Source organism: Gilliamella sp. App4-10 (assembly GCF_001690495.1).
GTDB lineage: Bacteria > Pseudomonadota > Gammaproteobacteria > Enterobacterales > Orbaceae > Gilliamella > Gilliamella apicola_G.
This window is the reverse complement of sequence record NZ_LZGS01000001.1, coordinates 92429-115584: the sequence shown is the minus strand read 5'-3', so window position 1 is coordinate 115584 and position 23156 is coordinate 92429. Positions and strand designations below refer to the sequence as shown.

At 34.3% G+C, this 23156-nt stretch carries 19 protein-coding genes; 9 read left to right on the top strand and 10 right to left on the bottom strand.

Features of this window, described 5'->3' with window-relative positions; translation table 11 throughout:
- Nucleotides 1-2: 2 nt before the first annotated feature.
- Both mukE and mukF read right to left on the bottom strand, forming a co-directional pair.
- Entirely contained in the window at nt 3-731 is a 729-nt protein-coding gene (gene mukE, locus A9G23_RS00505) for a chromosome partition protein MukE (protein ID WP_081296875.1), read from the bottom strand.
- A gap of 43 nt (nt 732-774) precedes the next feature.
- Nucleotides 775-2097, bottom strand: coding sequence for a chromosome partition protein MukF (mukF, locus tag A9G23_RS00500; RefSeq protein WP_065585757.1), 1323 nt, complete (start codon nt 2095-2097; stop codon nt 775-777).
- Between the two features lie 319 nt (nt 2098-2416).
- Here mukF and pntA point away from each other — a divergent pair, with 319 nt between their 5' ends.
- Nucleotides 2417-3949, top strand: coding sequence for a Re/Si-specific NAD(P)(+) transhydrogenase subunit alpha (gene pntA, locus A9G23_RS00495; protein ID WP_065585756.1), 1533 nt, complete (start codon nt 2417-2419; stop codon nt 3947-3949).
- 15 nt (nt 3950-3964) lie between these two features.
- A complete protein-coding gene (gene pntB, locus A9G23_RS00490) occupies nt 3965-5359 on the top strand; it encodes a Re/Si-specific NAD(P)(+) transhydrogenase subunit beta (protein ID WP_065585755.1) in 1395 nt (464 codons plus the stop codon).
- Nucleotides 5360-5587: 228 nt separating this feature from the next.
- Here the strand turns inward: pntB and fabR are convergent, their stop codons facing one another.
- On the bottom strand, nt 5588-6226 hold the full coding sequence (gene fabR, locus A9G23_RS00485; RefSeq protein ID WP_065585754.1) for an HTH-type transcriptional repressor FabR: 639 nt from the start codon (nt 6224-6226) through the stop codon (nt 5588-5590).
- A 39-nt stretch (nt 6227-6265) separates the two neighbouring features.
- The gene (gene oxyR / locus A9G23_RS00480) at nt 6266-7192 is read right to left on the bottom strand and encodes a DNA-binding transcriptional regulator OxyR (protein WP_065585753.1); all 927 of its coding nucleotides are present in this window, start codon (nt 7190-7192) and stop codon (nt 6266-6268) included.
- Nucleotides 7193-7600: 408 nt separating this feature from the next.
- On the opposite strand from oxyR, the gene pcnB reads away from it, so the two are divergent.
- The 6 genes from pcnB (at nt 7601) to sppA (ending at nt 16271) form a co-directional block, all read left to right on the top strand.
- On the top strand, nt 7601-8962 hold the full coding sequence (gene pcnB, locus A9G23_RS00475; protein ID WP_065585752.1) for a polynucleotide adenylyltransferase PcnB: 1362 nt from the start codon (nt 7601-7603) through the stop codon (nt 8960-8962).
- A 75-nt stretch (nt 8963-9037) separates the two neighbouring features.
- Nucleotides 9038-11404, top strand: coding sequence for an LPS assembly protein LptD (gene lptD / locus A9G23_RS00470; protein ID WP_065585751.1), 2367 nt, complete (start codon nt 9038-9040; stop codon nt 11402-11404).
- A gap of 76 nt (nt 11405-11480) precedes the next feature.
- Nucleotides 11481-12794: a peptidylprolyl isomerase SurA gene (gene surA, locus A9G23_RS00465; protein ID WP_065585750.1), complete on the top strand. Its 1314-nt coding sequence runs from the start codon at nt 11481-11483 to the stop codon at nt 12792-12794.
- On the top strand, nt 12787-13584 hold the full coding sequence (gene rsmA / locus A9G23_RS00460) for a 16S rRNA (adenine(1518)-N(6)/adenine(1519)-N(6))-dimethyltransferase RsmA (RefSeq protein ID WP_065585749.1): 798 nt from the start codon (nt 12787-12789) through the stop codon (nt 13582-13584). Before surA ends, rsmA begins: the two co-directional genes overlap by 8 nt.
- A gap of 4 nt (nt 13585-13588) precedes the next feature.
- Nucleotides 13589-14407, top strand: a complete 819-nt coding sequence (gene apaH / locus A9G23_RS00455) for a bis(5'-nucleosyl)-tetraphosphatase (symmetrical) ApaH (RefSeq protein WP_065585748.1) — start codon at nt 13589-13591, stop codon at nt 14405-14407.
- A gap of 28 nt (nt 14408-14435) precedes the next feature.
- Complete coding sequence (sppA, locus tag A9G23_RS00450) at nt 14436-16271, top strand: signal peptide peptidase SppA (RefSeq protein ID WP_218059449.1); 1836 nt, start codon at nt 14436-14438, stop codon at nt 16269-16271.
- Nucleotides 16272-16346: 75 nt separating this feature from the next.
- Here sppA and A9G23_RS00445 read toward each other — a convergent pair whose 3' ends face one another.
- The 5 genes from A9G23_RS00445 to moaC form a co-directional block, all read right to left on the bottom strand.
- On the bottom strand, nt 16347-18179 hold the full coding sequence (locus tag A9G23_RS00445; RefSeq protein WP_065585747.1) for a sulfatase-like hydrolase/transferase: 1833 nt from the start codon (nt 18177-18179) through the stop codon (nt 16347-16349).
- 174 nt (nt 18180-18353) lie between these two features.
- The gene (locus A9G23_RS00440) at nt 18354-19085 is read right to left on the bottom strand and encodes a Bax inhibitor-1/YccA family protein (protein ID WP_065585746.1); all 732 of its coding nucleotides are present in this window, start codon (nt 19083-19085) and stop codon (nt 18354-18356) included.
- Between the two features lie 60 nt (nt 19086-19145).
- The gene (gene moaE, locus A9G23_RS00435; protein WP_065585745.1) at nt 19146-19589 is read right to left on the bottom strand and encodes a molybdopterin synthase catalytic subunit MoaE; all 444 of its coding nucleotides are present in this window, start codon (nt 19587-19589) and stop codon (nt 19146-19148) included.
- Nucleotides 19590-19593: 4 nt separating this feature from the next.
- The gene (moaD, locus tag A9G23_RS00430; protein WP_065585744.1) at nt 19594-19839 is read right to left on the bottom strand and encodes a molybdopterin synthase sulfur carrier subunit; all 246 of its coding nucleotides are present in this window, start codon (nt 19837-19839) and stop codon (nt 19594-19596) included.
- Nucleotides 19840-19849: 10 nt separating this feature from the next.
- The gene (gene moaC / locus A9G23_RS00425; protein ID WP_065585743.1) at nt 19850-20335 is read right to left on the bottom strand and encodes a cyclic pyranopterin monophosphate synthase MoaC; all 486 of its coding nucleotides are present in this window, start codon (nt 20333-20335) and stop codon (nt 19850-19852) included.
- Nucleotides 20336-20590: 255 nt separating this feature from the next.
- Between moaC and priA the strand changes: the two genes are divergently transcribed.
- The gene (gene priA / locus A9G23_RS00420; protein ID WP_065585742.1) at nt 20591-22759 is read left to right on the top strand and encodes a primosomal protein N'; all 2169 of its coding nucleotides are present in this window, start codon (nt 20591-20593) and stop codon (nt 22757-22759) included.
- A gap of 43 nt (nt 22760-22802) precedes the next feature.
- On the opposite strand, the gene A9G23_RS00415 is transcribed toward priA, so the two are convergent.
- Nucleotides 22803-23114: a ComEA family DNA-binding protein gene (locus A9G23_RS00415; protein WP_065585741.1), complete on the bottom strand. Its 312-nt coding sequence runs from the start codon at nt 23112-23114 to the stop codon at nt 22803-22805.
- Nucleotides 23115-23156 lie beyond the last annotated feature (42 nt).

Genomic DNA, 23156 nt, shown 5'->3' with positions numbered 1-23156 from the left:
GTTTATTCTGTCTCCTCATTAACTTCTTCTTGTTCTTCGCTGTTATCATTATCTAAAGTCAGTGATGATTCAATTTTAATTGCTTCACCATCTCGGATTAAGCGCAGTTGCGCTTCTTGCGCATCATCGCTACTACGAACATCTGCCCCAAAGCGGAAGATAGCTTCGTTAATACGAAAGCGTGAGCTGTCGTTTCCAACAATAAAAAAAATCATACCAAGCCGACGTAAGCGATTTAAAGCTGTTTTTACTTTATCAAAGAGTTTTTGGCGATCTAAATCTGAACCGGTTGAACGCTGGTTAACTAATTTCAGTAATTTATTTTCGTTAGCTAACGAAACCAGTTCATCAAATAGCTCTTGTAAGGTAAAAATGCCTTCATGAGCCAATCGTTCTGGGCTCAAATATAGATAACAAAGTACTTTACCAACAAGCATATCAAATTCCGATAATACTGAACGAGGAATTAATGTTGTAGAGCGTGGACGCAAGTAGAAAAAGCCTTCTGGCGCTCGAATCAATTCAACATTATAACGTTGATAAAATTGCTCAAGCTCAAGTTGGAAATCCATTAAAAAAGCATGATGATCAAGCTCATCAATACCAATATGGCGCCCTGATCGTAGTAAGCTATCAAGTTCTGGAAAAATTGGATTAGCAATCGCCTGCGCTAATTTTACAGGCATATATTTATCGATTAATGCTTGAGAACTGGCTGCAATACGCCCCATAACTTTATCAAGGTGATGAGCGGTTGATTCTATTTCTAAATTTTTAGTATTTATTGATGACATGTGCTTGTACCTTAGCTCCATAATCGTTAATCAGTTTCCATTCGGCAGGGATACCTAGCAAATCGTCTTCGGCAATACCTAAACGAATAGCGTGATCGATAAATAACCTTGCAATATCAAAATGTTGTTCGCGTGGGAACTGCGCTAAATAACTGCGAATGGCAATACCCATATCAAGTGGTTTATTTTCTTGCTTAAAGATCAGTAGATTTTGTTCAATATGCGCAATAATATGCTCTTGAAGTTCTTCAATCATTTCAAATTCGAGCTCTGCTGGTAATTCGCCGGTTACTTCTGCTTCGTGTAAGACTAATTCTTCATCACGCATATCAAGCAAACGATCAGCATTAGCAAAAGTCAGTGACCAAGGCAAATCAAAGTAATTTTGAATTGATTTACGTAAACGCTGCGAAAAAACGCGATTCTTATCTAAATCAATTGCGGTACGAATAAACTTATGCACGTGGCGATCATAACCTATCCAAAGATCTATCGCCTTTTGCCCCCAACCAATAATCCGGTCAAGTTTGCCCTGTAAATCTATAATCACATTGTTAATCTTATCAAGATCAGGATTGTCCAATATTGCATCTTGGATCAAAAGAAGACTAGCTTGTAGCTTATCCCCTGCAGCAGCTAAAGTATCTTGTAACTCACGCAATGTCTGCGATGTTTCGGTAAGTAAACCTTCACAACTGCTAATTGCAGCTTGCCAATCTTGGCTTAATAAGGCTGAAATATTTTGCTTCACATCTGCCTGCTGCTCATCCATAACACGTTGCGTGATATCAATACTGTCAAAAATCTCAGCAACGGAATATTTTAACGGCGCAAAAACATTTCGATGCCAATGCAGATCATCACCGCCTTCAAGCGCAGCATCGGCAGCTCGTTTTAACTCTTGTGCAACAATAGAAAGTTGGAGAGATAAACGTAAGGTGGAAAACTCTCGCTGACGAATATAATAATCAGTAATACCTATTCCCAATGGTGTCAAACGATAGATAGAAAACCCATCAGTCATTTCACTCGTAAATCGAGTAATAAAACGTTGGCGAACGAGATCATTTATCGCATTGTTCGCTCTAACCGTTATCGTTTCTTCACTCTGTTCGAAAATTTGCGATACATGGCGGAAGGCATCAACTAATTCAGATTCCGTCATTTCACCATCAAACCGTTCACTATTTAATACTGCTATTGCTAATAAAAAAGCAAGCCGTTCAACTGGTAATGAGATCGAAAAATCATTATTTTTTGCCCAAGCAACCAATTCTGGCACTGATTGGGAAAAATCAATCATAAAGAATCCTTAATTCAAGGAGAACAAAATCGAAACATACCTCAGAGGTTTTATCTCTGTGCGGTATGAATAAAAATGCCACCAATTATATAACAATATACAGTAAATTTGTAATGGAATTCGAGGAAAGAGTTCAAACTGTATTATTTAAATTAGGGCTATTTAGTTACAGCCTTATAATAATATTAATTAATAAATATCACTCAAATAATTTAAAAATCTTATTTCTTGAATAAAAAATAGATTCCCTACTCGCACAGAAACCTATTTATGCTAAAATCAATATACATTTTATAAACTAACATAAGGACGTAACGAAATGCATATCGGTATACCTAAAGAACGGTTAACCAATGAAGCTCGAGTTGCTGCAACTCCCCTGACTGTTGGACAACTGTTAAAATTGGGCTTTACAGTTTCCGTAGAACAAGGCGCAGGTCATGCAGCTCATTTTGAAGACCAAGCTTTTATTGATGCTGGAGCCACAATTCAAAATACACAAGATATTTGGCAAAGTGATTTAATATTGAAATTTCATGCACCAACCGACGATGAAATTGCTTTAATGAAAGAGGGAGCAACCCTTATCAGTTATATTTATCCAGCTCAGCATAAAGAATTATTAGAAAAATTAGCAGCTAAAAATATTACTGTTATGGCAATGGACTGTGTGCCACGTATTTCACGAGCACAATCTTTAGACGCATTGAGTTCAATGTCTAATATTGCTGGTTACCGTTCAGTTATCGAAGCAGCAAATCAATTTGGTCGATTCTTTACCGGTCAAGTTACTGCTGCTGGTAAAGTCCCACCGGCTAAAGTATTAGTTATTGGAGCTGGTGTTGCTGGACTAGCTGCTATTGGCGCAGCGGTGAGTTTAGGTGCGATTGTTCGTGCTTTTGACACCCGCCCTGAAGTTGCTGAACAAATTAACAGCATGGGAGCCGACTTTTTAGAGCTAGATTTTGAAGAAGAAGCCGGTTCTGGCGACGGCTACGCTAAACAGATGTCAGCCGCCTTTATCGAAGCTGAAATGGCCCTGTTTGCTGAGCAAGCGAAAGATGTTGATATCATTATTACCACGGCCTTAATTCCGGGAAAACCTGCACCAAAGCTTATTTCTAAAGAGATGGTTGAATCCATGAAACCAGGTAGTGTTATTGTTGATTTAGCGGCATTAACTGGCGGTAACTGTGAATTGACTAAACCAGGAGAAGTTTTCGAAACAGATAACAATGTAAAGATTGTTGGTTATACTGATTTAGCTAATCGTATGCCAGCACAAGCATCACAACTTTATGGTACGAACATTGTTAACCTATTAAAACTACTTGCAAAAGAAAAAGACGGGAATGTTGATATCAATTTTGAAGATGTTGTAATTCGTGGTGTAACGGTGGTCAAAAATAAAGAAATCACTTGGCCTGCCCCCCCAATTCAAGTATCTGCTCAACCGCAGAAAAAAGCAGCTGAGCCAATTGTTAAGCCTGAACCGAAACCAATGGAACCTCGAAAAAAATATGGTATTTTAGCATTGGCTCTCATTGCTTTCTTTTGGCTTGCTAACTCGGTTCCAGAAAGCTTTTTAGGACATTTTACCGTATTTGCATTATCTTGTGTTGTTGGTTACTACGTAGTATGGAATGTCACACACTCTTTACATACACCACTGATGTCGGTCACTAATGCAATTTCTGGGATTATATTAGTCGGTGCAATATTACAAGTCGGTGATGATAATGGCTTAACTACGGCAATTGCCTTTGTTGCTATTTTGATTGCTAGTATCAATATTTTTGGTGGATTCTTTGTTACCCAAAGAATGCTGAAAATGTTCCAACGTGGCAAGTAAGGGAGAGCATAAATTATGTTAAGTAATGGAATTATTCAGGCAGCTTATGTAATTGCTGCATTACTTTTTATCTTTAGTTTACGTGGCCTTTCTAACCAAGAATCAGCCAAATCAGGAAATATCTATGGTATGATTGGTATGGCAATCGCTCTTATCGCAGCAGTTGCTAGTATTAAAGGCGGATTACACTGGATAGTTATAGCAATGATTATTGGTGCAACTATTGGCTTATATCTTGCTAAAAAAGTTGAAATGACACAAATGCCAGAACTTGTTGCGCTACTTCATAGTTTTGTGGGAATGGCAGCGGTCCTTGTTGGCTTAAACAGCTTTTTAGATCCTCACATTCAAGAGTTTCATGGCGGCGAACTAACTGTACATTTAGTAGAGATTTTTGTTGGTGTCTTTATCGGCGCAGTAACCTTCTCAGGCTCTGTTGTCGCTTTCGGTAAATTAAATGGACGAATTAGTTCAAAACCATTATCAATTCCAAATAAACATTATTGGAACCTGGCGGCAATTATTGTTTCAATCATTTTAATGTTTACTTTCGTTGATGTAGAAAGTGGTGCTGGTGCAACAATTAGCTTGTTAATCATGGCGATTATTGCTTTTGTGTTCGGTTTCCATCTTGTTGCTTCAATTGGTGGGGCTGACATGCCTGTGGTTATTTCAATGTTAAACTCTTATTCGGGTTGGGCTGCAGCAGCGGCAGGCTTTATGCTAGGTAATGATCTTCTCATTGTAACTGGTGCATTAGTTGGTTCATCAGGCGCAATTTTGTCATATATTATGTGTAAAGCAATGAACCGTTCATTTATCAGCGTTATTGCGGGTGGATTTGGTAGTGATGGTAGCGCAGCTAGTTCATCTGATGAAGAACAAGGTGAGTACCGTGAAATGCAACCAGCCGAAGTTGCACAAACATTAAAAGAGGCGCGTTCTGTTATCATTGTTCCTGGCTATGGTATGGCTGTTGCACAAGCACAAGGTGCCGTAAGTAATATTACCGAAAAACTACGCGCAATGGATATCGAAGTAAGATTTGGTATTCATCCTGTTGCTGGACGTTTACCTGGTCATATGAACGTATTGCTCGCAGAAGCCAAAGTGCCTTATGATATCGTTCTTGAAATGGATGAAATCAATGATGACTTCCCTGATACGGATGTTGTTTGGGTTATTGGTGCAAATGATACAGTAAACCCAGCTGCAGAAGAAGACCCAAATAGTCCAATTGCTGGCATGCCTGTTCTTGAAGTTTGGAAAGCAAAAACAGTAATTATTTCTAAACGATCAATGAATACCGGTTATGCAGGTGTACAAAACCCACTATTCTTTAAAGAAAACAGCTATATGTTATTCGGTGACGCGAAAGATAGTGTTGAAAAAGTATTACAAAATCTTTAATTAATCGCTACAAATATTACTGCGGCTTTTGCCGCAGTAATTAATCAAAAATATGTCTTCATCACCTATTTATAAACTTTAATAATAAAAATACATATTACTTGTAATAAATATGCCCACCAAATAATATCAATCTCATCTATTTAATACTAACGAAACAACTGTTTATTTTTTCAAAACTTTCAGGAAAGTCGGTGTTTTAGTATAAAATTGTCGTTATATTAATGATTATCTTTTTTTAATTTGTTCTTTATGATAGAGATAATAAGCACCTCGAGATACCATTTTCAGTTGAAAAATAAGATCTTCAATTAATTTTTGGCGCTGTACTGTGTCAAAGTCAATCGCTTCAGCGCCAGCATTAAATGCAATAGTAACCATCGCTTCAGCTTGAGCTTCATTATAATGGTGAGGCATTTGATTAGCATTATCGAGATAATCAACAAGCTCGACAATAAAGTGTTGAATTTCGCGCGCAATAGCAGCTCGAAAAGCTGAGGACGTCCCAGCTTTTTCGCGAAGAAGTAATAAAAAGACTTTTGGATTTTTATCGATAAACTCAATAAATGTAGTTACTGACGTTTGTAATACGCTACCACCTTTTTCGATACGTTTACGTGCTTGACGTAATAATTGACGAAGAGTTAAACCACTTTCATCAACCATGGCTAAACCCAACTCATCCATATCACGAAAATGGCGATAAAATGAAGTAGCTGCTATTCCAGCCTCACGCGTAACTTCTCGCAGGCTTAAACTAGCAAAACCTTGTTCAGCATTGAGTTGATTAAATGCTGTTTCAATTAAAGTACGGCGGGTTCTTTCTTTCTGTTGAGCTCGAATTCCGCCTGCCTTGATGTTTTTCATTTGATAGTTTAGTTTGAATATTTTATACGTAATCTACCATTAATTTGCTGTTTTTAATAATCGCTCTTTTTCAGCAAATACTTTAGGCATATGTTCACGGATAGTTTTAGCTATTGTTTCATAACGAGAACGTAATGGTGAACCGGGGCGATAAATCAAAGTAATACTACGTGATGGTACTGGATCAGTACACGGGATATAGCAAATATTATCACGAATTCGCTCATTTGGTGCAGCTAGCTCTGGAAATAAAGTGATACCACGACCAGCAGAAATCATACTCCTAAGCGTTTCAAGACTGGTTGCTTTGAACTGTTTATCTTCATCAATACCGACTTGGAAACAATACCCCATTGCATGATCACGCAAACAATGACCATCTTCTAACATTAAGAATTTATGTCCTTTTAAACCAGATAATTTAACTGTCTTTTTGCTAGCTAACTCGTTATCAGCTCGAACAGCTAAAAACATAGGTTCATCAAATAATGGCAATTCAATAAATTGTGCCGTCTCTTTAACTTGTGCAACAATAGCACAATCAAGTTTTCCACTTTCGAGCTGAGCAACAACACTAGCAGTCTGTGCTTCATGTAAATAAAGCTCTAATTGAGGAAAAGATTCATGTAACACTGTAATAACATGTGGTAAAAGGTAAGGTGCTATGGTAGGAATCAATCCTATATGCATTGGTCCTGACATTTCTTCACCTTGACGGCTTGCCATCTCTTTTAAAATTTGAATATTACGTAAAATCTCTTTGGATTGCTCAACTAACATCATACCCGTTTGTGTAAATAATACTTTTCGGCTAGTACGCTCTAATAACATTACGCCTAATTCATCTTCTAATTTTCTAATTTGACCACTAAGAGTTGGTTGACTCACATTGCAAGCATCAGCAGCTTTACGAAAATGGCGAAATTCAGCTAACGAAACAAAATATTCCAAATCACGAATATTCATAATGTCCCCAATAAGTTATTAGTTAATGATATATACTCAAACAACTTCTATATGTAACGTTATAACAAATAACATTAAAAAGCTCTTCATAATTTATTAAATTATCATGCTTTATAAATTATATTCTGTGAAACAAATAAGCAAAAAGAAGTTCTGAATATAGTTTTATTTCATCTTAATCAGCTAGTTAAAATATACTAACCAGAGCAAAACAAAGTTTATTACTTTTATTAGATATTGCTAATATTACTATAGAAACTACTATTGTTGATAATTATGTTAAAAAAATCAAATATAATATTTAAGCCAACTTGGAAAATATAATTTTATTGAGCGAAAAATTGCCAATTCTAAGAAACATGGAAACTTATTAGCAATTACGCTATAATCGCGCGCTATATTGTTATTATGCCAAAAACACTTTTGAGGTGCGCTATTTTTAATCAAGTTTCAAACTTTTATCGAAAGTTTTTTCGTCATGAAAAAAAACAAAAAGTTGGCTATGTTACTATCCCACGTAATGAGCACAATATATCCCGTAAAGAGATTAGTGAAAATGCATTAAAAGTCCTTCACCGATTAAACAAACAGGGATACGAAGCTTATTTGGTTGGTGGATGTATCAGAGATCTCATCTTAGGCAAAACGCCAAAGGACTTTGATATCACAACCAATGCAACCCCAGAACAAATTCAGAAAATTTTCCGTAACTGTCGCTTAGTGGGAAAACGATTTCGTCTTGCTCATATTATGTTTGGTAAAGAAATTATTGAAGTCGCGACTTTCCGTGGCGACCACGGTTCGCAAGAAGGACAAACCAATATTTCTAAACGTTCACAGACAGGTATGTTATTACGCGATAATGTTTATGGATCCATTGAACAAGATGCTATTCGTCGCGATTTCACAATGAATGCGCTTTATTATAATGTAAATAATTTTACATTACGTGACTATTGCGGAGGATTAAAAGATTTACAAAAAGGTATTATTCGATTAATTGGCGATCCACAAACACGTTACCGAGAAGATCCTGTTAGAATGCTAAGGACTATTCGTTTTGCCGCAAAATTGAATATGAAAATTGAACCAGCTACTGCTGCACCAATTAAACACCTTGCCCCATTATTAAAAAATGTACCTTCTGCTCGACTTTTTGATGAGTCGCTTAAACTGTTACAAACAGGAAATGGATATAAAACTTACACGTTACTAAGAGAATATTGTCTTTTTGAACAATTGTTTCCTGTTATTGAGCGTTTGTTTGTCAACAATCAAAATGGTTATTTAGAAAAAATCATTGAGCAAGTCTTAAAAAATACTGATTATCGTATTACTAACAACAAACGAGTCAATCCTGCATTTTTATTTGCAGCCTTTTTTTGGTACCCAATTATTGAACAAACACAGACAACATGTATCGAAAGTGGATTGCCATTTCATGATTCTTTTTCCATGGCAATTAACGAAGTGCTAACTGAACAATGTAAAAATATTGCCATACCTAGACGATTAACCACCATAATGGGCGATATTTGGCGTTTGCAGCTACGTATGAAAAAACGAGATGGTAAACGTGCATTCGTTATTTTAGAACACCCTAAATTTCGAGCTGCTTATGACCTTTTAGAAATGAGAGCCTCGATTGAAAAGGGAGAACTTTTGGAATTAGCTAAATGGTGGGATGAGTTTCAATACTCTTCAGTCGAAAAAAGAATAGCGATGGTAAAACAACTTAATAAAATGAATAAACGCAAAGTGAAACGTTAATTTTTAATTCGCACTTTTGTAAATAACCGCTATAATGCTGCAATTAAAATAATCATAATAACTTTTTAATCATTGATGAAAAAATTAGCGCCCACTCTTATTGCAATTGCCGTCACATTTTCTTTGTATAACAACTCGAGTTATGCTATAGATTTACCTAAAGCAGCTATTAGCAATAATCCGCAATGTCTTATAGACGTTCCTAGGTTTGATCGCCCTTTAGTCAATGGAGATATAAGTACCTTACCTATAAATACTGAAGCCAATCAATTTGAGGCAATCTATCCAAGCATTACCATATATAAAGGTGAAGTATTAATAAAACAAGGTAACCGTACAGTTCAAGCAGATAAAGTAACAATTAATACTGAAGATAATAATAATCGAGTAGTAACATTAGAAGGTGATATTACTTATCAAGATAATTTAATAAAAATGAAAGGCGATCATGCATCAATGAATCTAAATAATAATGATGCAAACATGACTCCAAGTCAGTATCAACTTGTCAATAGACTTGGACGTGGCAATGCTGATCAGATGAAACTAAAAAAAAATAGATATGTTATTTTAAAAAATGGCAGCTTTACATCTTGTCCTGTTAATGACAGCACATGGGATATTAAGGGATCAACAGTTATTCATGATAACGAAGAACAGTTACTAGAAGTTTGGAATGCCATATTTAGTATTGGCAAAATACCCGTTCTATACTCACCTTATTTACAATTACCAACCGGTGATAAACGTCGTTCAGGATTGTTAATGCCTAATTTAGGCTATGATAGTGTTGATGGTATTGATTTTTCAATACCAATTTATTGGAATATTGCACCAAATTATGATGCCACCTTTACGCCAAGATTCTTGCAAGAGCGTGGTGTACAACTACAAACAGAATTTCGCTATTTAAATGAAATAGGCTTAGGCACACTTGCGTTTGACTGGCTACAACATGATAGTAAATATGATAAAGATAGAACCACTCATTTAAATGGCAATAATTATGATGACAATCGTCACCGTTGGTTATTTCATTGGAAAAATGAAGAATTAATAAACTATAATTGGCGTTTTTATGCTGATACAACTCGAGTTAGTGACAATCAATATCTGACAAATCTAAGCTCTAAATATGCTTCCCAAACTGCTGGGTATTTAACGCAGTTTTATAAAATTGCTTATAATGACGAGCATTGGGATATCACGTTAGGCTATAAACACTTTCAGCCATTTCACTCAGAATTAAAAAATTCACTTTACCAAACCGAACCACAGTTGGATATGAGTTATTATAATAATGATTTGGGTCCTTTCAAATTTAGAGCATTTTCTCAAGTGTCTCGCTTTTTGACATCTGGGCAAAATAAACCTAAAGCATGGCGAGCACATTTTGAACCTACACTTAATTATACCTTAACCAATTCTTGGTCATCATTAGCCACTGAAATGGGGTTTATGGCAACTCATTATAATCAAGATAATATTAGAAAAAACATTGATCAATATAAAGATTTAGATAAAAACGTAAATCGTTTTTTACCAAAATTTAGTATTGATGGTAAAGTCATCTTTGAGCGTAATATGCCTTTTATTGATGGCTATACACAAACCTTAGAGCCACGAGTAAAATACATCTATATTCCATACCGAAAACAATCGAATATTGGTGCCTATGATTCTACTATATTACAATCAGATTATATTGGTCTGTTTAGAGATCAGCCATATAGTGGCCTAGATAGAATTGCTTCAACCAATAAAATATCAACAGGAGTAACCACACGGTTTTATGATAATAGCAAGGTTGAAAAATTTAACCTATCAATTGGACAAATCACTTATTTTACTAAATCAAAAACGAGTGAACACAATAATGATCTAGACGAAAATTCTGATACAGGCAGTATTACTTGGGCATCAGATAATTTTTGGCGCATAAATAATGATATGATCTTTAGAAGTGGCGTCCAATATGATACTCGAATTGATACAATTTCATTAGCCAATGTAGTATTCGAGTATCGCGCATCGAGTGATAAGTTAATACAATTATCTTATCGTTATGCAAATCGTAACTATATTGACACTGTTGATAAAAATCCTTTTTATAGAGGTTATCGGCAAGATATTTCTCAAGCAGGCATGATGACTGCTTGGCCATTGTCACAAACTGTTAGTGCTGTTGGTTCATATTACTATGACGTTAAATTAGGACAAACCACTGATAGTTTTGTCGGATTACATTATAGTGACTGTTGTTGGGGAACAACAGTACAATATGGAAGAAAACTAACAGATTGGGACAATATTTCTCTCAAAAGTAAATATGAAAATAAACTGTCGATTAATTTCGAATTGCAAGGATTAGGCAACAACAAAGACGCCAAAGCTAAAATGCTAAACTTCGGCAAGCTACCATATACCACAACATTTGAGTAAAATATTTCTGCAAATATATTACCGATAAATTTATTGCATGCTATCAATGCTGCACAACAAAATGAGTTAAGTGAATATGAAATTATTAAAACTATTTATCGTTTTAAACCTAAGTTTAACTTTAGGAATGATAACTTCATTATCTGCAAATGCCGCACCTAAAGTTGTAGAACAAGTTGCTGCAATTGTTAATAACAATGTCATTTTAGAAAGTGATGTTAATGATATGTTAAAAACGATTAAAGCGAGTACTGATCCACAAAATTTACCTACGGATAAAGTACTAAGAAAACAAATTATTGATCGTTTAATTATTGAAAATCTAATTTTACAAAAAGCAGCTAAAGCTCAAATCACTATAAGTGATGATGAGGTAACCAGTGCCATTGATAGAATCGCTGCTGAAAATGATATGACTATCGATCAACTTCGAAGCAGGCTATCGATAATGGGCATTAGTTATGAAGCCTATCGAGAAAGAATCCATAATGACATGTTGATTGATAAAACTCGAATGCATGAAGTTAGATCTAGAGTCAGGGTTTCAGAAAAAGAAGTGGAAAATTTAGCTCAAAGTATTGCTCGCCAACCTACCAACAATGTTGAAGTAAAAATCAGTCATATTTTGATTTCCATTCCAGAAAAAGCTTCTAAACAGCAAATCGACAATGCGACAAATAAAGCACAAAATATTATTAATCGAGCACAAAAAGGTGAGAATTTTGCCAAATTAGCCACTACATATTCAAATGACGATCTTGCTTTAAAAGGTGGTAATATGGGTTGGCATAAACTTAATGAATTACCAACTATCTTTGAAGAACGTTTAGTTCGTGCACCAAAAGGTAGTATTATTGGTCCTATCCGTTCTGGAGTTGGCCTACATATTCTAAAAGTTGATGATACACGTTCAGAAGCCCAAAAAACTGTCAAAATTCAAGAAGTAAATGCACGCCATATTTTGATTAAAACAAATGTATTAATCACTGACCAAATAGCTAAACAAAAATTAACCGATATTCGCAAATCCATTACCAGTGGCGCAACAACCTTTGAAGCTGCAGCTAAGGCTAATTCTGAAGATACTGGTTCAGCAAGTAAAGGAGGCAACTTAGGTTGGAATCGTCCTGAAGTTTATGATAATGGTTTTAAAACAGCTCTAACTCAGCTAAAAAAAGGCGAAATTAGCCAGCCCATAAAGTCATCTTATGGCTGGCATTTAATTCAATTAATTGATTCAAGACAAGCAGATGGAACAAATGCTATAAATAAAGATCACGCTTATCGGCTTATTTTTAATCGTAAATTTTCCGAAGAAGCTCAGGTATGGGTTCAAGAAATAAAAGGTGATGCTTATATAAAAATTACAGGTGACGATAAAGATGAATAGTCGTATTCACCAAGGGCATTTTGCTCGTAAAAGATTCGGACAAAACTTTTTACATGATGATTATATTATCGAAAGTATTGTCGCGGCGATACAGCCTAAAACAGATCAAGCATTGGTTGAAATTGGTCCTGGGCTTGCAGCTTTAACAGTACCTATAAGTAAACATATTGATCATTTAACAGTCATAGAGATCGACAGAGATCTAGCCAGTAGATTAATTAAAAATCCATTTTTAAACAATAAATTAACTGTTATTGAACAAGATGCGCTGACCTTTAACTTTAATCAATTAGCAAATCAATTAGGTAAACCATTAAGAGTATTTGGTAACTTACCCTATAATATCTCAACACCTTTGATGTTCCACTTATTTGAACATGCAAATATCATTACTGATATGCATTTTATGTTACAAAAAGAGGTGGTAACCCGTTTAGTTGCAGCGCCTAACAGTAAAGATTATGGTAGATTGAGCGTTATGGCTCAATACTATTGTCAGATTATTCCGGTTCTCGAAGTCCCCCCAACATCATTTAAACCTGCACCAAAAGTTGATTCGGCAGTCGTTAGATTAATACCTTATAAAGAGAAGCCTTATCTTGTTAATGATATAAAAATACTTTCTCGTGTGACGACAGAAGCATTTAATCAACGACGTAAAACTATTCGTAATAGTTTAAGTAATATGTTTACTGTTGAACAATTAACAGAATTAAATATTGACCCCAATTTACGTGCTGAAAACTTAACAGTACAACAATATTGTCAACTTGCAAACTTATGGGGTTAACAGTATGGCAAATTTACTGATTGGTGATATTCATGGTTGTTATGATGAATTTATGCGATTGCTTGAAAAAGCAAAATTCTCGTCATCGGACACTTTATGGCTAACAGGTGATCTCGTTGCTAGAGGTCCAAAATCATTAGAAGTCCTAAGATTTGTTAAATATAATGCCAAGCAAATTCGATTGGTATTAGGTAATCATGACCTACATTTATTATCGATTTATGCCAATGTCACACCTTCCAAAAAGAAGGATAATCTAGATGATATCATTCATGCAGCAGATTTTGATGAATTAATGAATTGGCTCCGTAAACAGCCATTGGTTCAAATTGACGAATCACTCAAGTTAATTATGACCCATGCTGGTATCCCACCACAATGGGATCTTGAAACACTAAAAAAATGTGCTGACGATCTGCATGTTATGTTATCTAGCGGTTCCTATCTCCTATTCCTTGATAAAATGTATGGTAACTTTCCTGATGAATGGTTGCCTAACTTACAAGGTTTAGATAGGTTACGCTATATTGCTAATGCATTAACTCGTATGCGCTTTTGCTATGAAAATGGTCGGTTAGATTTTTATTATAAAAAATCGCCTGAGCAAACACCTTCTAAACTTAAACCTTGGTTTTTATTACCTAGTAAAATTCCAAACGAATATAGCATCGCTTTTGGACATTGGGCAGCATTAAAAGGAAAAGGTACACCAGAAAACATTTATGCACTTGATACAGGATGTTGTTGGGGTGGAAAATTAACATGCTTACGATTTGAAGATAAAAAATATTTTAAAAAGAAAAATATTGAAGCAAAAAATTAGCTCAACTACTATGAAAGGATCATTTATTATGTCTGCTTTATCTGCCATTAAATCAATATGGAAAGTGATTAACTTTATTAGAGAAATATTTCTTAACCTAATTTTCTTAATTATTATTATTTTAATTTTTAGTGGTATTACATTAGTCAAAGAAGCACAAAAAAAAGAAATTATTCCACAATATGGTGCATTGGTTTTAGATATTGAAGGGGTTATTGTTGACACTACTCTTTACAGTGATGAAATCTATGCTTTACAGAATAAAATTTATGGTAAAAAAGTAAATACCTCACGCGAAAATAGTTTGTTTGAATTAACTCAGAAAATAGCTCAAGCAGCTGCAGACCCAAAGATTACAAGCATAGTTCTAAAATTAGATAATTTTGTTGGTGCAGATATGAGTTCGCTGCAATATATCGGTAAATATTTAACTAAATTTAGTGAGGCAAATAAACCAATTTATGCATATGGATCGAATTTCAATCAAAGCCAATATTATTTAGCCAGCTATGCTAATAAAATCTATTTAACACCACTTGGGGCTGTTAATGTATATGGATTAGCAGCGAACAACCTATACTATAAAACCTTACTTGATAATTTAAAAATTAATACACACGTTTTTAGAGTGGGAACCTACAAGTCAGCCATTGAACCATTTATTCGGGATGATATGTCAGAAGAAGCAAAAAGCAATACAACACGTTGGTTAACACTTATGTGGAACAACTATCTTAATGACATTTCATCACAACGAAAAAAAGCCGATACACAATTAGTTCCGGCACCAGATACTATGTTGGCAAATTTAAAAGCGACTAATGGCAATATGGCTCAATATGCTATATCTAATGGGTTAGTCGATGTCATTGCATCTAATTACCAATTTGAATCGGAGTTTACTCATCAACATCATATCAGCATTTATGATTATCAACTTAAGTCAAAAAATAAAAATTTAGATAGTGATGACAACGAGGGCAACAAACCACTGATTGCCGTTGTATTTGTCAATGGCACTATTACCGATGGTGAAAATAGTAGTAATGTCGCTGGTAGCCAAGATATTGTTGAACAGCTCAGAAAAATCCGTAAGAACTTAAACGTACATAATATACAAGCAGTCGTATTACGAGTAAATAGCCCTGGGGGTAGCGTAGATGCATCAGAAGCAATTCGTAGTGAACTAGAAGCCTTACGTAGTTATCAAATTCCTATTGTTATCTCGATGGGAGGAATGGCTGCATCGGGGGGATATTGGATATCAACCGCATCTGATTATATAGTTGCAAGTCCAAATACCATTACAGGGTCTATCGGTATCTTCGGTATTATTCCAACATTCGAGAACTCTTTATCTCATATTGGTGTTTATAGCGATGGTGTAACAACATCACCATTAGCTAATAATACCTCGACGCAAAATCTACCTATCGAAATGAACCAATTGATTCAAACTAGCATTGATAATGGCTATCAAACATTTATTTCGTTAGTAGCTAAAGCTCGAAATATGACAATCGAACAAGTGGATAAAATAGGACAAGGGCAAGTTTGGTTAGGTTCAGAAGCCAGCAAAATTGGACTCGTTGATAAGTTAGGTGATTTTGATGATGCCATTGAAATTGCTGCCACATTAGCTAATGTAGCAGATTATGAAATTGATTGGCAAAAACCACAGGGAAATTGGTTTAATGCATTTTATTCAGATGTGATAGCGATGTTACCTAAATCAACTGCAGAAATATTTTTTGAACAATTGCCAGAAGCCAAACAGCTTCAACAACATGTTTCTTTATGGAATAAATTTCACGATCCTCAAAATCGCTATATTTACTGCCTAAATTGTGCTGATGTGCATTAAATACTTTGATCATTATCTACTATTTGTGGGTAGATAATGATTCTCCTTTCCTAACAATTTTATAACTTATTGATTCTATTTTTTAAGCTTTTGCCCTGATTGGGAAAAATAACGCATATGATTCATCGCTTCTTGAATGTATTGATAATTTGGTGTTTCATCAGTCTCACGATTATGTAAATCCATATAATGACTAATACCTAATCGATTCACAAGATAAATATTATCAGATGTCCTAATCGCATAAGAGCTATAATTTGACATTAAAAGCCAGTTACGATTAGTTATAGGATTAAATAAGTCATACCCTGTCGAATAATCGCTTATATCATTTTTCACATATAAATAATGTTTCATTAAAGTAGGAATGACATCTTCATGGCTGGTCATTTTTGCACTATTATTTTTAAGAGCTTCTAGCTCTCTGCCACCAATAATAATAAAAGGCACCTTTGTTTGCGCATCCGTATAATTACCATTATGCCCCCAAAAACCTAGTTTATTATCATTCATCTCTTGAGCATGATCACCAGTAATAATTAATATTGTATCATCTAACGAACCTAATTTAGTCAGTTCATCATAGACATTTTGTAATAAATAATCATCATAATAAACACTCTGTTTGTAACGATTAAAAATTGGTAAAGGATCGGTATCATTATTCAATGTCATATAATTAAGCTCACCAATAGGTTTGAATTTCACTGCAAAATCGGCAGGAAAGTCATAAGCATGAGGCGCATCATAAAATAAAAAGGAAAATGTTGGTCTAGAATTATCACGTATTTTATACCATGCTAGCCAATCATCCGTAATTTGTTTATCTCGATTAGATGCTGAACTATCTTTACTACTGATTCTTAAATTTTTGATAGTGACAAATGCTGTTCGGTCAAATTCTGGAGCGGTAACTTTAGCTGAAGTAAAGATGCCGATATTATAGTTTTCTTTCTGTAACGTTGTGATAAAGAGTGAAGGAATACTATTTCGTAAAAATGAATCCCAATACGTGCCAGGAATACCATAAAACAACCCAAAAATACCAGTACGCGTTGCATTACCAGTTGAGTAATGGTTATCAAAAATTACCCCATTATTTTGCTTAACAAAACGAAATGTATTAGGCGAAACGTCTTTACTAAACGTATCATATCGCCAAGAATCTAAGACAATAAACATAATATTTTTAAGTTTATTATTTTCTGGATTAATTACCAATGGATTTTTCGGATAATCAACGCTAGCATTGCTATTCTCCTTACTATACACAACTTTTCGTTGCCCTTTTTCATCAAAAAAAGTCATAATTTTTTTCGAAGTAAATGGTCGATAAAGTGGAATATATTCTTTCACGACCATAATAGGCGAATAAGCATAATAAAAGGCAATCATATGCATAATATGACTAATTAAAAATGAGCTAAAAAGAAAGATTGTTGATAGCAATACAATTCTGGATTTTTTATGTGGTAAAATCAATTTATTGTTGATTAAGTAAAGAAGAAAATACTCAAGACAAAATGAAGCAACAATAAGAACAAACATTAAAAAGTAAGTAAACATCGAAAAGTCAACAACCTGCCCAGAAAAAACCATTGATAAAACAGATTGATTGATGTGGAAACGGTATTGCTGGAAAACAATAGTATCAACATATAACCCAATTTGAAAAAAACTGAAGAGTATAGCAAGAATAATAGTACGCACAGATTGTTGTAACCACAGCAAAGGGATACAAACAATTAAAAGTAATAGATAGGCTGAGAAAAAATGCCCCAAAACAGCAAGCACAGAAAATGTTACCCCAACCCAATAAAATGCAATTCCAGGGACAAGGAAGAAACGAATTGCTATTACTGATGAAATCAAGATATTAATTAGAACAAAGAGGTATAATTTTTTCATAGTATCTGCTATTAAATAATTGACTCTACATATAAGAATCTTACAGCATTTTATACTTAACCCTAGCGCTTTCCTCAAATTTTTTAACAAACTAGCACTACGGAAATAAATTACTAATAATATCTTAACAAAAAGGGCCCAATTTAGAGCCCTCTTATCTTAGTTTAAATAAAATTATCGACGGTCTGCAAGAACTCTTAATAACATTAAAAATAAGTTAATAAAATCAAGATAAAGGGTTAATGCACCTAAAATAACAAATCGTCTAAACATATTAGGATCATCTTGTGATAATTGATTACCTAATTCTTTCAGTTTTTGCGTATCATAAGCTGTTAACCCAGCAAAAACAAATACTCCAATATAAGTAATTGCCCACATTAATGGTTGACTTTGCATAAAGATATTAACTAGTGAAGCGATTACAATACCCACTAATCCCATAAATAAAAAACGACCAAAACCAGACAAATCACGTTTAGTAGTATAACCATAACAAGCTAATGCGGCAAACATGCCTGCCGTGATAAAAAATACACTAACAATAGACGAATGAGAATATACAATAAAAATAGAAGTTAATGTTAATCCACTGACAGCTGAATAAAGCATAAATAATGTTGTTGCAGTACTACCTGACAAACGCCCGATCATACCAGACAAGAAAAAAACTAAACCTAATTCGGCTACAATTAAAATCCAAGAAAATACACTAAGAGAAATATAACCTCTTGGATTGAAAGTAAACAATAATTGAATCATTGCAGGGCTAGACGAGGCAAACCAAGCAACAATCCCTGTTAAGACTAAACCGACAGTCATCCAACCATAAACATGGCTCATATACGTTTGAATTCGACTACCTGTTTGTTCAATAATTGAACCATTAGGTGAATAATTTTTCATTAATTACCTCTCATTAAAAAAGAATGATATAACTTGGTATTATTATATCCTAAATAAATACTAATACCATTTTTTCAATGCTTCTTTATCCGTTTTTTTTGCCTGAACCCAATTTTCTCCTTGAGACGTTCGTTCTTTCTTCCAAAAAGGTGCTTCGCTCTTTAATATATCCATAATAAACTCTGTAGCTGCAAACGCATCTGAACGATGTGCGCTACTTACTCCTACAAAGACAATTTGTTCATTTGCATTAATTTCTCCTACCCGATGGATTAACACAACTCGACTTAATTGCCATCGCTCTCTAGCTCGGATTACAATATTGGCTAATACCTTTTCAGTCATTCCAGCATAATGTTCTAAAAAGAGGCTTATCGTTTGTTTTTCATTACTACGTACTTTACCCATGAAAGAGACAACAGCACCATCTTGTGGTAATTGTGAAAGCCAATCGTTTAGCTTATTAACATTAATAGGCTCTTTGCTGATTTTGATAATCTCCATAATATTACCCACCTGTCACAGGAGGGAAAAATGCAATTTCATCGCCATCTTGAACAATATAATCAAAATCAACTAATGTTTGATTTACAGCACATAAAACAGAACTTTCTTTGAAAGCCAATAACCATAGATCACCACGATCTCTTAACTGTTCAATAAGATAAGAAACTGAAAGTTGATTAGCATCTAACATAATATACTCAGTCCCCACTAATTCTCTAATTTGAGCAAAAAAAATAACTTTATTCATCTTATCTCTATTAAACTTTTTCGGCTACAAAGTTACCTGACTTACCACCACTCTTAGACAATAATCTTACTTGAGATATTATAATATCTCTTTGAACGGCTTTGCACATGTCATAGATTGTTAAGGCTGCAATCGATGCGGCAACCATCGCCTCCATTTCTACACCGGTTTGCCCGTTTAATCGACAAAAAGATTGAATTCTAACACAATTTTTTATTCGATCCGTTTCGATGTTAATTTCAATTTTACTCAAAAAAAGGGGATGACAAAGTGGAATAAGCTCCCAAGTTTTCTTAGCAGCTTGAATACCTGCAATTCTTGCTGTTGCAAAAACATCACCTTTATGATGTTTACCTTCAATAATCATATTCAGTGTTTTAGCATTCATTAAGACTATTGATTCAGCACTTGCTTGTCGCGTTGTTATCTGTTTATCTGAAATATCAATCATATGAGCATCACCGCGCTGATTAATATGCGAAAATGACTCAAACATCTTTTAATCCTTAGCAATTTATAAATTATCAACTTATAGCCAAGATAGCAAATTTTACCAATAGTTACCACTATTCAGTTTAATTTATTAAAGTAATAAATACCGACCAATAATTAAAACTTTTTAATAACAATAAAAACATACTAGACCGTAATCCTTTTGAAAAAAGGAGATTATTATTCATAGTTTTTGCAGGTTAAGTAAAAACTGCGTACAATATAGCTTTATATTAATTATAATATTTGTGATTTTTTAATGCTTATCGCTCATATAGCCTTACCTGTACCACTTTACCAAATATTTGATTATCAATTAACAAAGCCAGCCCAAATTGGAATGCGAGTTAAAGTTCCTTTCGGCAAACGTCACACAATAGGAATTATTGTTAGTATTGATGAAAAAACTAAATTTGATATTCAAAATTTAAAAACTATTACTACAATTATTGATACAGAACCTGTTTTTACCCCTTCTATTTGGCAGTTATTAAACTGGGCTGCTGGTTATTACCATTATCCCATTGGTGAAGTTTTATTTCATTCTATCCCTGTTTTATTACGGCAAGGGAGAGAAGCAGTCAAAAAAGAACTCAAACAATGGCAATTAACCGAGCTGGGTAAAAATATTGATTTGAAATCGCTATCACGTGCTCCGAAACAAAAATTATTATTATCATCATTTAGAAATAATACTATTTCTGAATCTAATGGAAGTAGTGCCACCTATCACGGATTACAGAAAAAAAATCTTATAGAACAAGTAAGCTGCCAACCAGATAATATTCAATGGCAAACAAACTTTTCGACTAACACTAGTTCAATTCAGTTAAATAAAGAGCAGACCTATGCCATAGAAACAGTCAATAAAAAAAATCACCAATTTGAGGTGTTTTTATTGGAAGGAGTAACTGGCTCGGGTAAAACAGAAGTTTACTTAAATATACTATCTAATATTTTAGCTACTGGTAAACAAGCATTAGTGCTAGTTCCAGAAATTGGATTAACACCACAAACAATTAAACGTTTTCAACAACGTTTTAATGCGCCAATTGATATTTTACACTCAGGATTAACTGATAAAGAAAGACTATCTGTTTGGCTAAGAAGTAAAAATGGAGAGAATGCTATTGTTGTTGGCACTCGCTCATCACTTTTTACTCCATTTAAAGACTTAGGAGGGATTATTGTTGATGAAGAACATGATAGTTCCTATAAACAACAAGAAGGTTGGCGTTATCATGCTCGAGATTTAGCAATTATTCGAGCTAAATTTGACAATATTCCTATTGTTTTAGGCTCTGCGACGCCTTCACTTGAAACACTCAATAATGCACAAAATCACAAGTACCATTTATTACAATTAACCGAAAGAGCCGGTAAAGCAAGACTTGCCAAACAGTCGATATTGGATCTGCGAGGATTGGCACTTACTGCAGGTTTATCTCAACCATTGATTCAACAAGTAAAAAAGCATTTATCCAATAATAATCAGGTAATGTTATTTTTAAATCGTCGAGGTTTTTCACCGTTATTAATATGCCATGATTGTGGTTGGATTGCTGAATGCCCTCGTTGTGATAGACCTTATACATTACATCAAAAAAAACACAAACTAATTTGCCATTATTGTGATACACCAAGAACTGTTCCCAAACAATGTCCAAAATGTGGTTCAACTCATTTAATGCCAATTGGATTTGGAACTGAACAACTCGAACAACAGCTTGAGAACCTTTTTCCTAATATCAAGATTAGTCGTATTGATCGAGATACAGTGAGTAAAAAAGGTGCATTAGATAACTATTTACAAAGTATCCAACAAGGTGGAGCACACATTTTAGTTGGTACACAAATTTTAGCTAAGGGGCATCATTTTCCTGATGTAACTTTAGTTGGAATTGTCGATGTTGATGGTGCTCTATTTTCAAGTGATTTTCGAGCAACTGAGCGATTTGCTCAAATTTATACTCAAGTATCAGGTAGAGCAGGACGTGAAACTAAAGCAGGGCAAGTGATTTTACAAACGTATCATCCCGATCACCCTTTACTTAATGTGTTACTAACTAAAGGCTATCAAAATTTTGCCAAGCTAACGTTACAAGAACGGCAACAAACACAATTACCACCATTTAGTTACCAAACATTAATTCGTGCTGCAGATCGTAATAATCATCACGCTCCAATATTTTTAAAACATATACATGATTGGCTAAAAGTGCATTGTGATCATGCTTTATGGCAACTTGGACCAATGCCTGCAAATCAACCAAAGAAAGCAGGATATTATCGTTGGCAATTACTCCTTCAACATACAAATAGGCAACAGTTACAACAGATATTGGATCAACTATTAATAACAATCGATAATTGGAGTGAAACGTCTAAAGTGAGATGGAGTATTGATGTAGATCCTATTGATAATTAAAGCGATATTATTTCCACCAATATTAATTGGTGGAAATAATAAATTATAATATTATTTTACCAGCATTTTTAGCTAGTGTTGCCTGTCCAATACCTGAAACTTCTTTTAACTGCTCGATGGAAACAAAGGGTCCAAATTTTTCTCGGTAATCAATAATCTTCTGAGCTTTATTCGATCCAATCCCAGTCAACATTTTTGATAATTCTTCTGCTGTTGCAGTATTGATATTTACTTGAACAATGTGTTTTTGTTCTTGTTTAATTGGTGTTGACGTTGCAGGAGCCGAATCGGCAAAGCTCGTGTTGGAAAAAATAAAACTTGATAACAAAATACATAATAGTGAAAATACTTTCATTTGATCAACCTCTAAAAATAGTTACGCAAGTAAATTTGCTTT

What these genes read in the sequence shown, in the direction of transcription:
- mukE (WP_081296875.1), bottom strand. Translation starts at nt 731, where the DNA reads ATGGGGCGTATTGCAGCCAGTTCTCAAGCATTAATCGATAAATATATG.
- pntA (WP_065585756.1), top strand. Translation starts at nt 2,417, where the DNA reads ATGCATATCGGTATACCTAAAGAACGGTTAACCAATGAAGCTCGAGTT.
- sppA (WP_218059449.1), top strand. Translation starts at nt 14,436, where the DNA reads ATGTCTGCTTTATCTGCCATTAAATCAATATGGAAAGTGATTAACTTT.
- apaH (WP_065585748.1), top strand. Translation starts at nt 13,589, where the DNA reads ATGGCAAATTTACTGATTGGTGATATTCATGGTTGTTATGATGAATTT.
- moaD (WP_065585744.1), bottom strand. Translation starts at nt 19,839, where the DNA reads ATGAATAAAGTTATTTTTTTTGCTCAAATTAGAGAATTAGTGGGGACT.
- mukF (WP_065585757.1), bottom strand. Translation starts at nt 2,097, where the DNA reads ATGATTGATTTTTCCCAATCAGTGCCAGAATTGGTTGCTTGGGCAAAA.
- A9G23_RS00415 (WP_065585741.1), bottom strand. Translation starts at nt 23,114, where the DNA reads ATGAAAGTATTTTCACTATTATGTATTTTGTTATCAAGTTTTATTTTT.
- A9G23_RS00440 (WP_065585746.1), bottom strand. Translation starts at nt 19,085, where the DNA reads ATGAAAAATTATTCACCTAATGGTTCAATTATTGAACAAACAGGTAGT.
- fabR (WP_065585754.1), bottom strand. Translation starts at nt 6,226, where the DNA reads ATGAAAAACATCAAGGCAGGCGGAATTCGAGCTCAACAGAAAGAAAGA.
- priA (WP_065585742.1), top strand. Translation starts at nt 20,591, where the DNA reads ATGCTTATCGCTCATATAGCCTTACCTGTACCACTTTACCAAATATTT.
- pntB (WP_065585755.1), top strand. Translation starts at nt 3,965, where the DNA reads ATGTTAAGTAATGGAATTATTCAGGCAGCTTATGTAATTGCTGCATTA.
- oxyR (WP_065585753.1), bottom strand. Translation starts at nt 7,192, where the DNA reads ATGAATATTCGTGATTTGGAATATTTTGTTTCGTTAGCTGAATTTCGC.
- A9G23_RS00445 (WP_065585747.1), bottom strand. Translation starts at nt 18,179, where the DNA reads ATGAAAAAATTATACCTCTTTGTTCTAATTAATATCTTGATTTCATCA.
- lptD (WP_065585751.1), top strand. Translation starts at nt 9,038, where the DNA reads ATGAAAAAATTAGCGCCCACTCTTATTGCAATTGCCGTCACATTTTCT.
- pcnB (WP_065585752.1), top strand. Translation starts at nt 7,601, where the DNA reads ATGCCAAAAACACTTTTGAGGTGCGCTATTTTTAATCAAGTTTCAAAC.
- rsmA (WP_065585749.1), top strand. Translation starts at nt 12,787, where the DNA reads ATGAATAGTCGTATTCACCAAGGGCATTTTGCTCGTAAAAGATTCGGA.
- moaC (WP_065585743.1), bottom strand. Translation starts at nt 20,335, where the DNA reads ATGTTTGAGTCATTTTCGCATATTAATCAGCGCGGTGATGCTCATATG.
- moaE (WP_065585745.1), bottom strand. Translation starts at nt 19,589, where the DNA reads ATGGAGATTATCAAAATCAGCAAAGAGCCTATTAATGTTAATAAGCTA.
- surA (WP_065585750.1), top strand. Translation starts at nt 11,481, where the DNA reads ATGAAATTATTAAAACTATTTATCGTTTTAAACCTAAGTTTAACTTTA.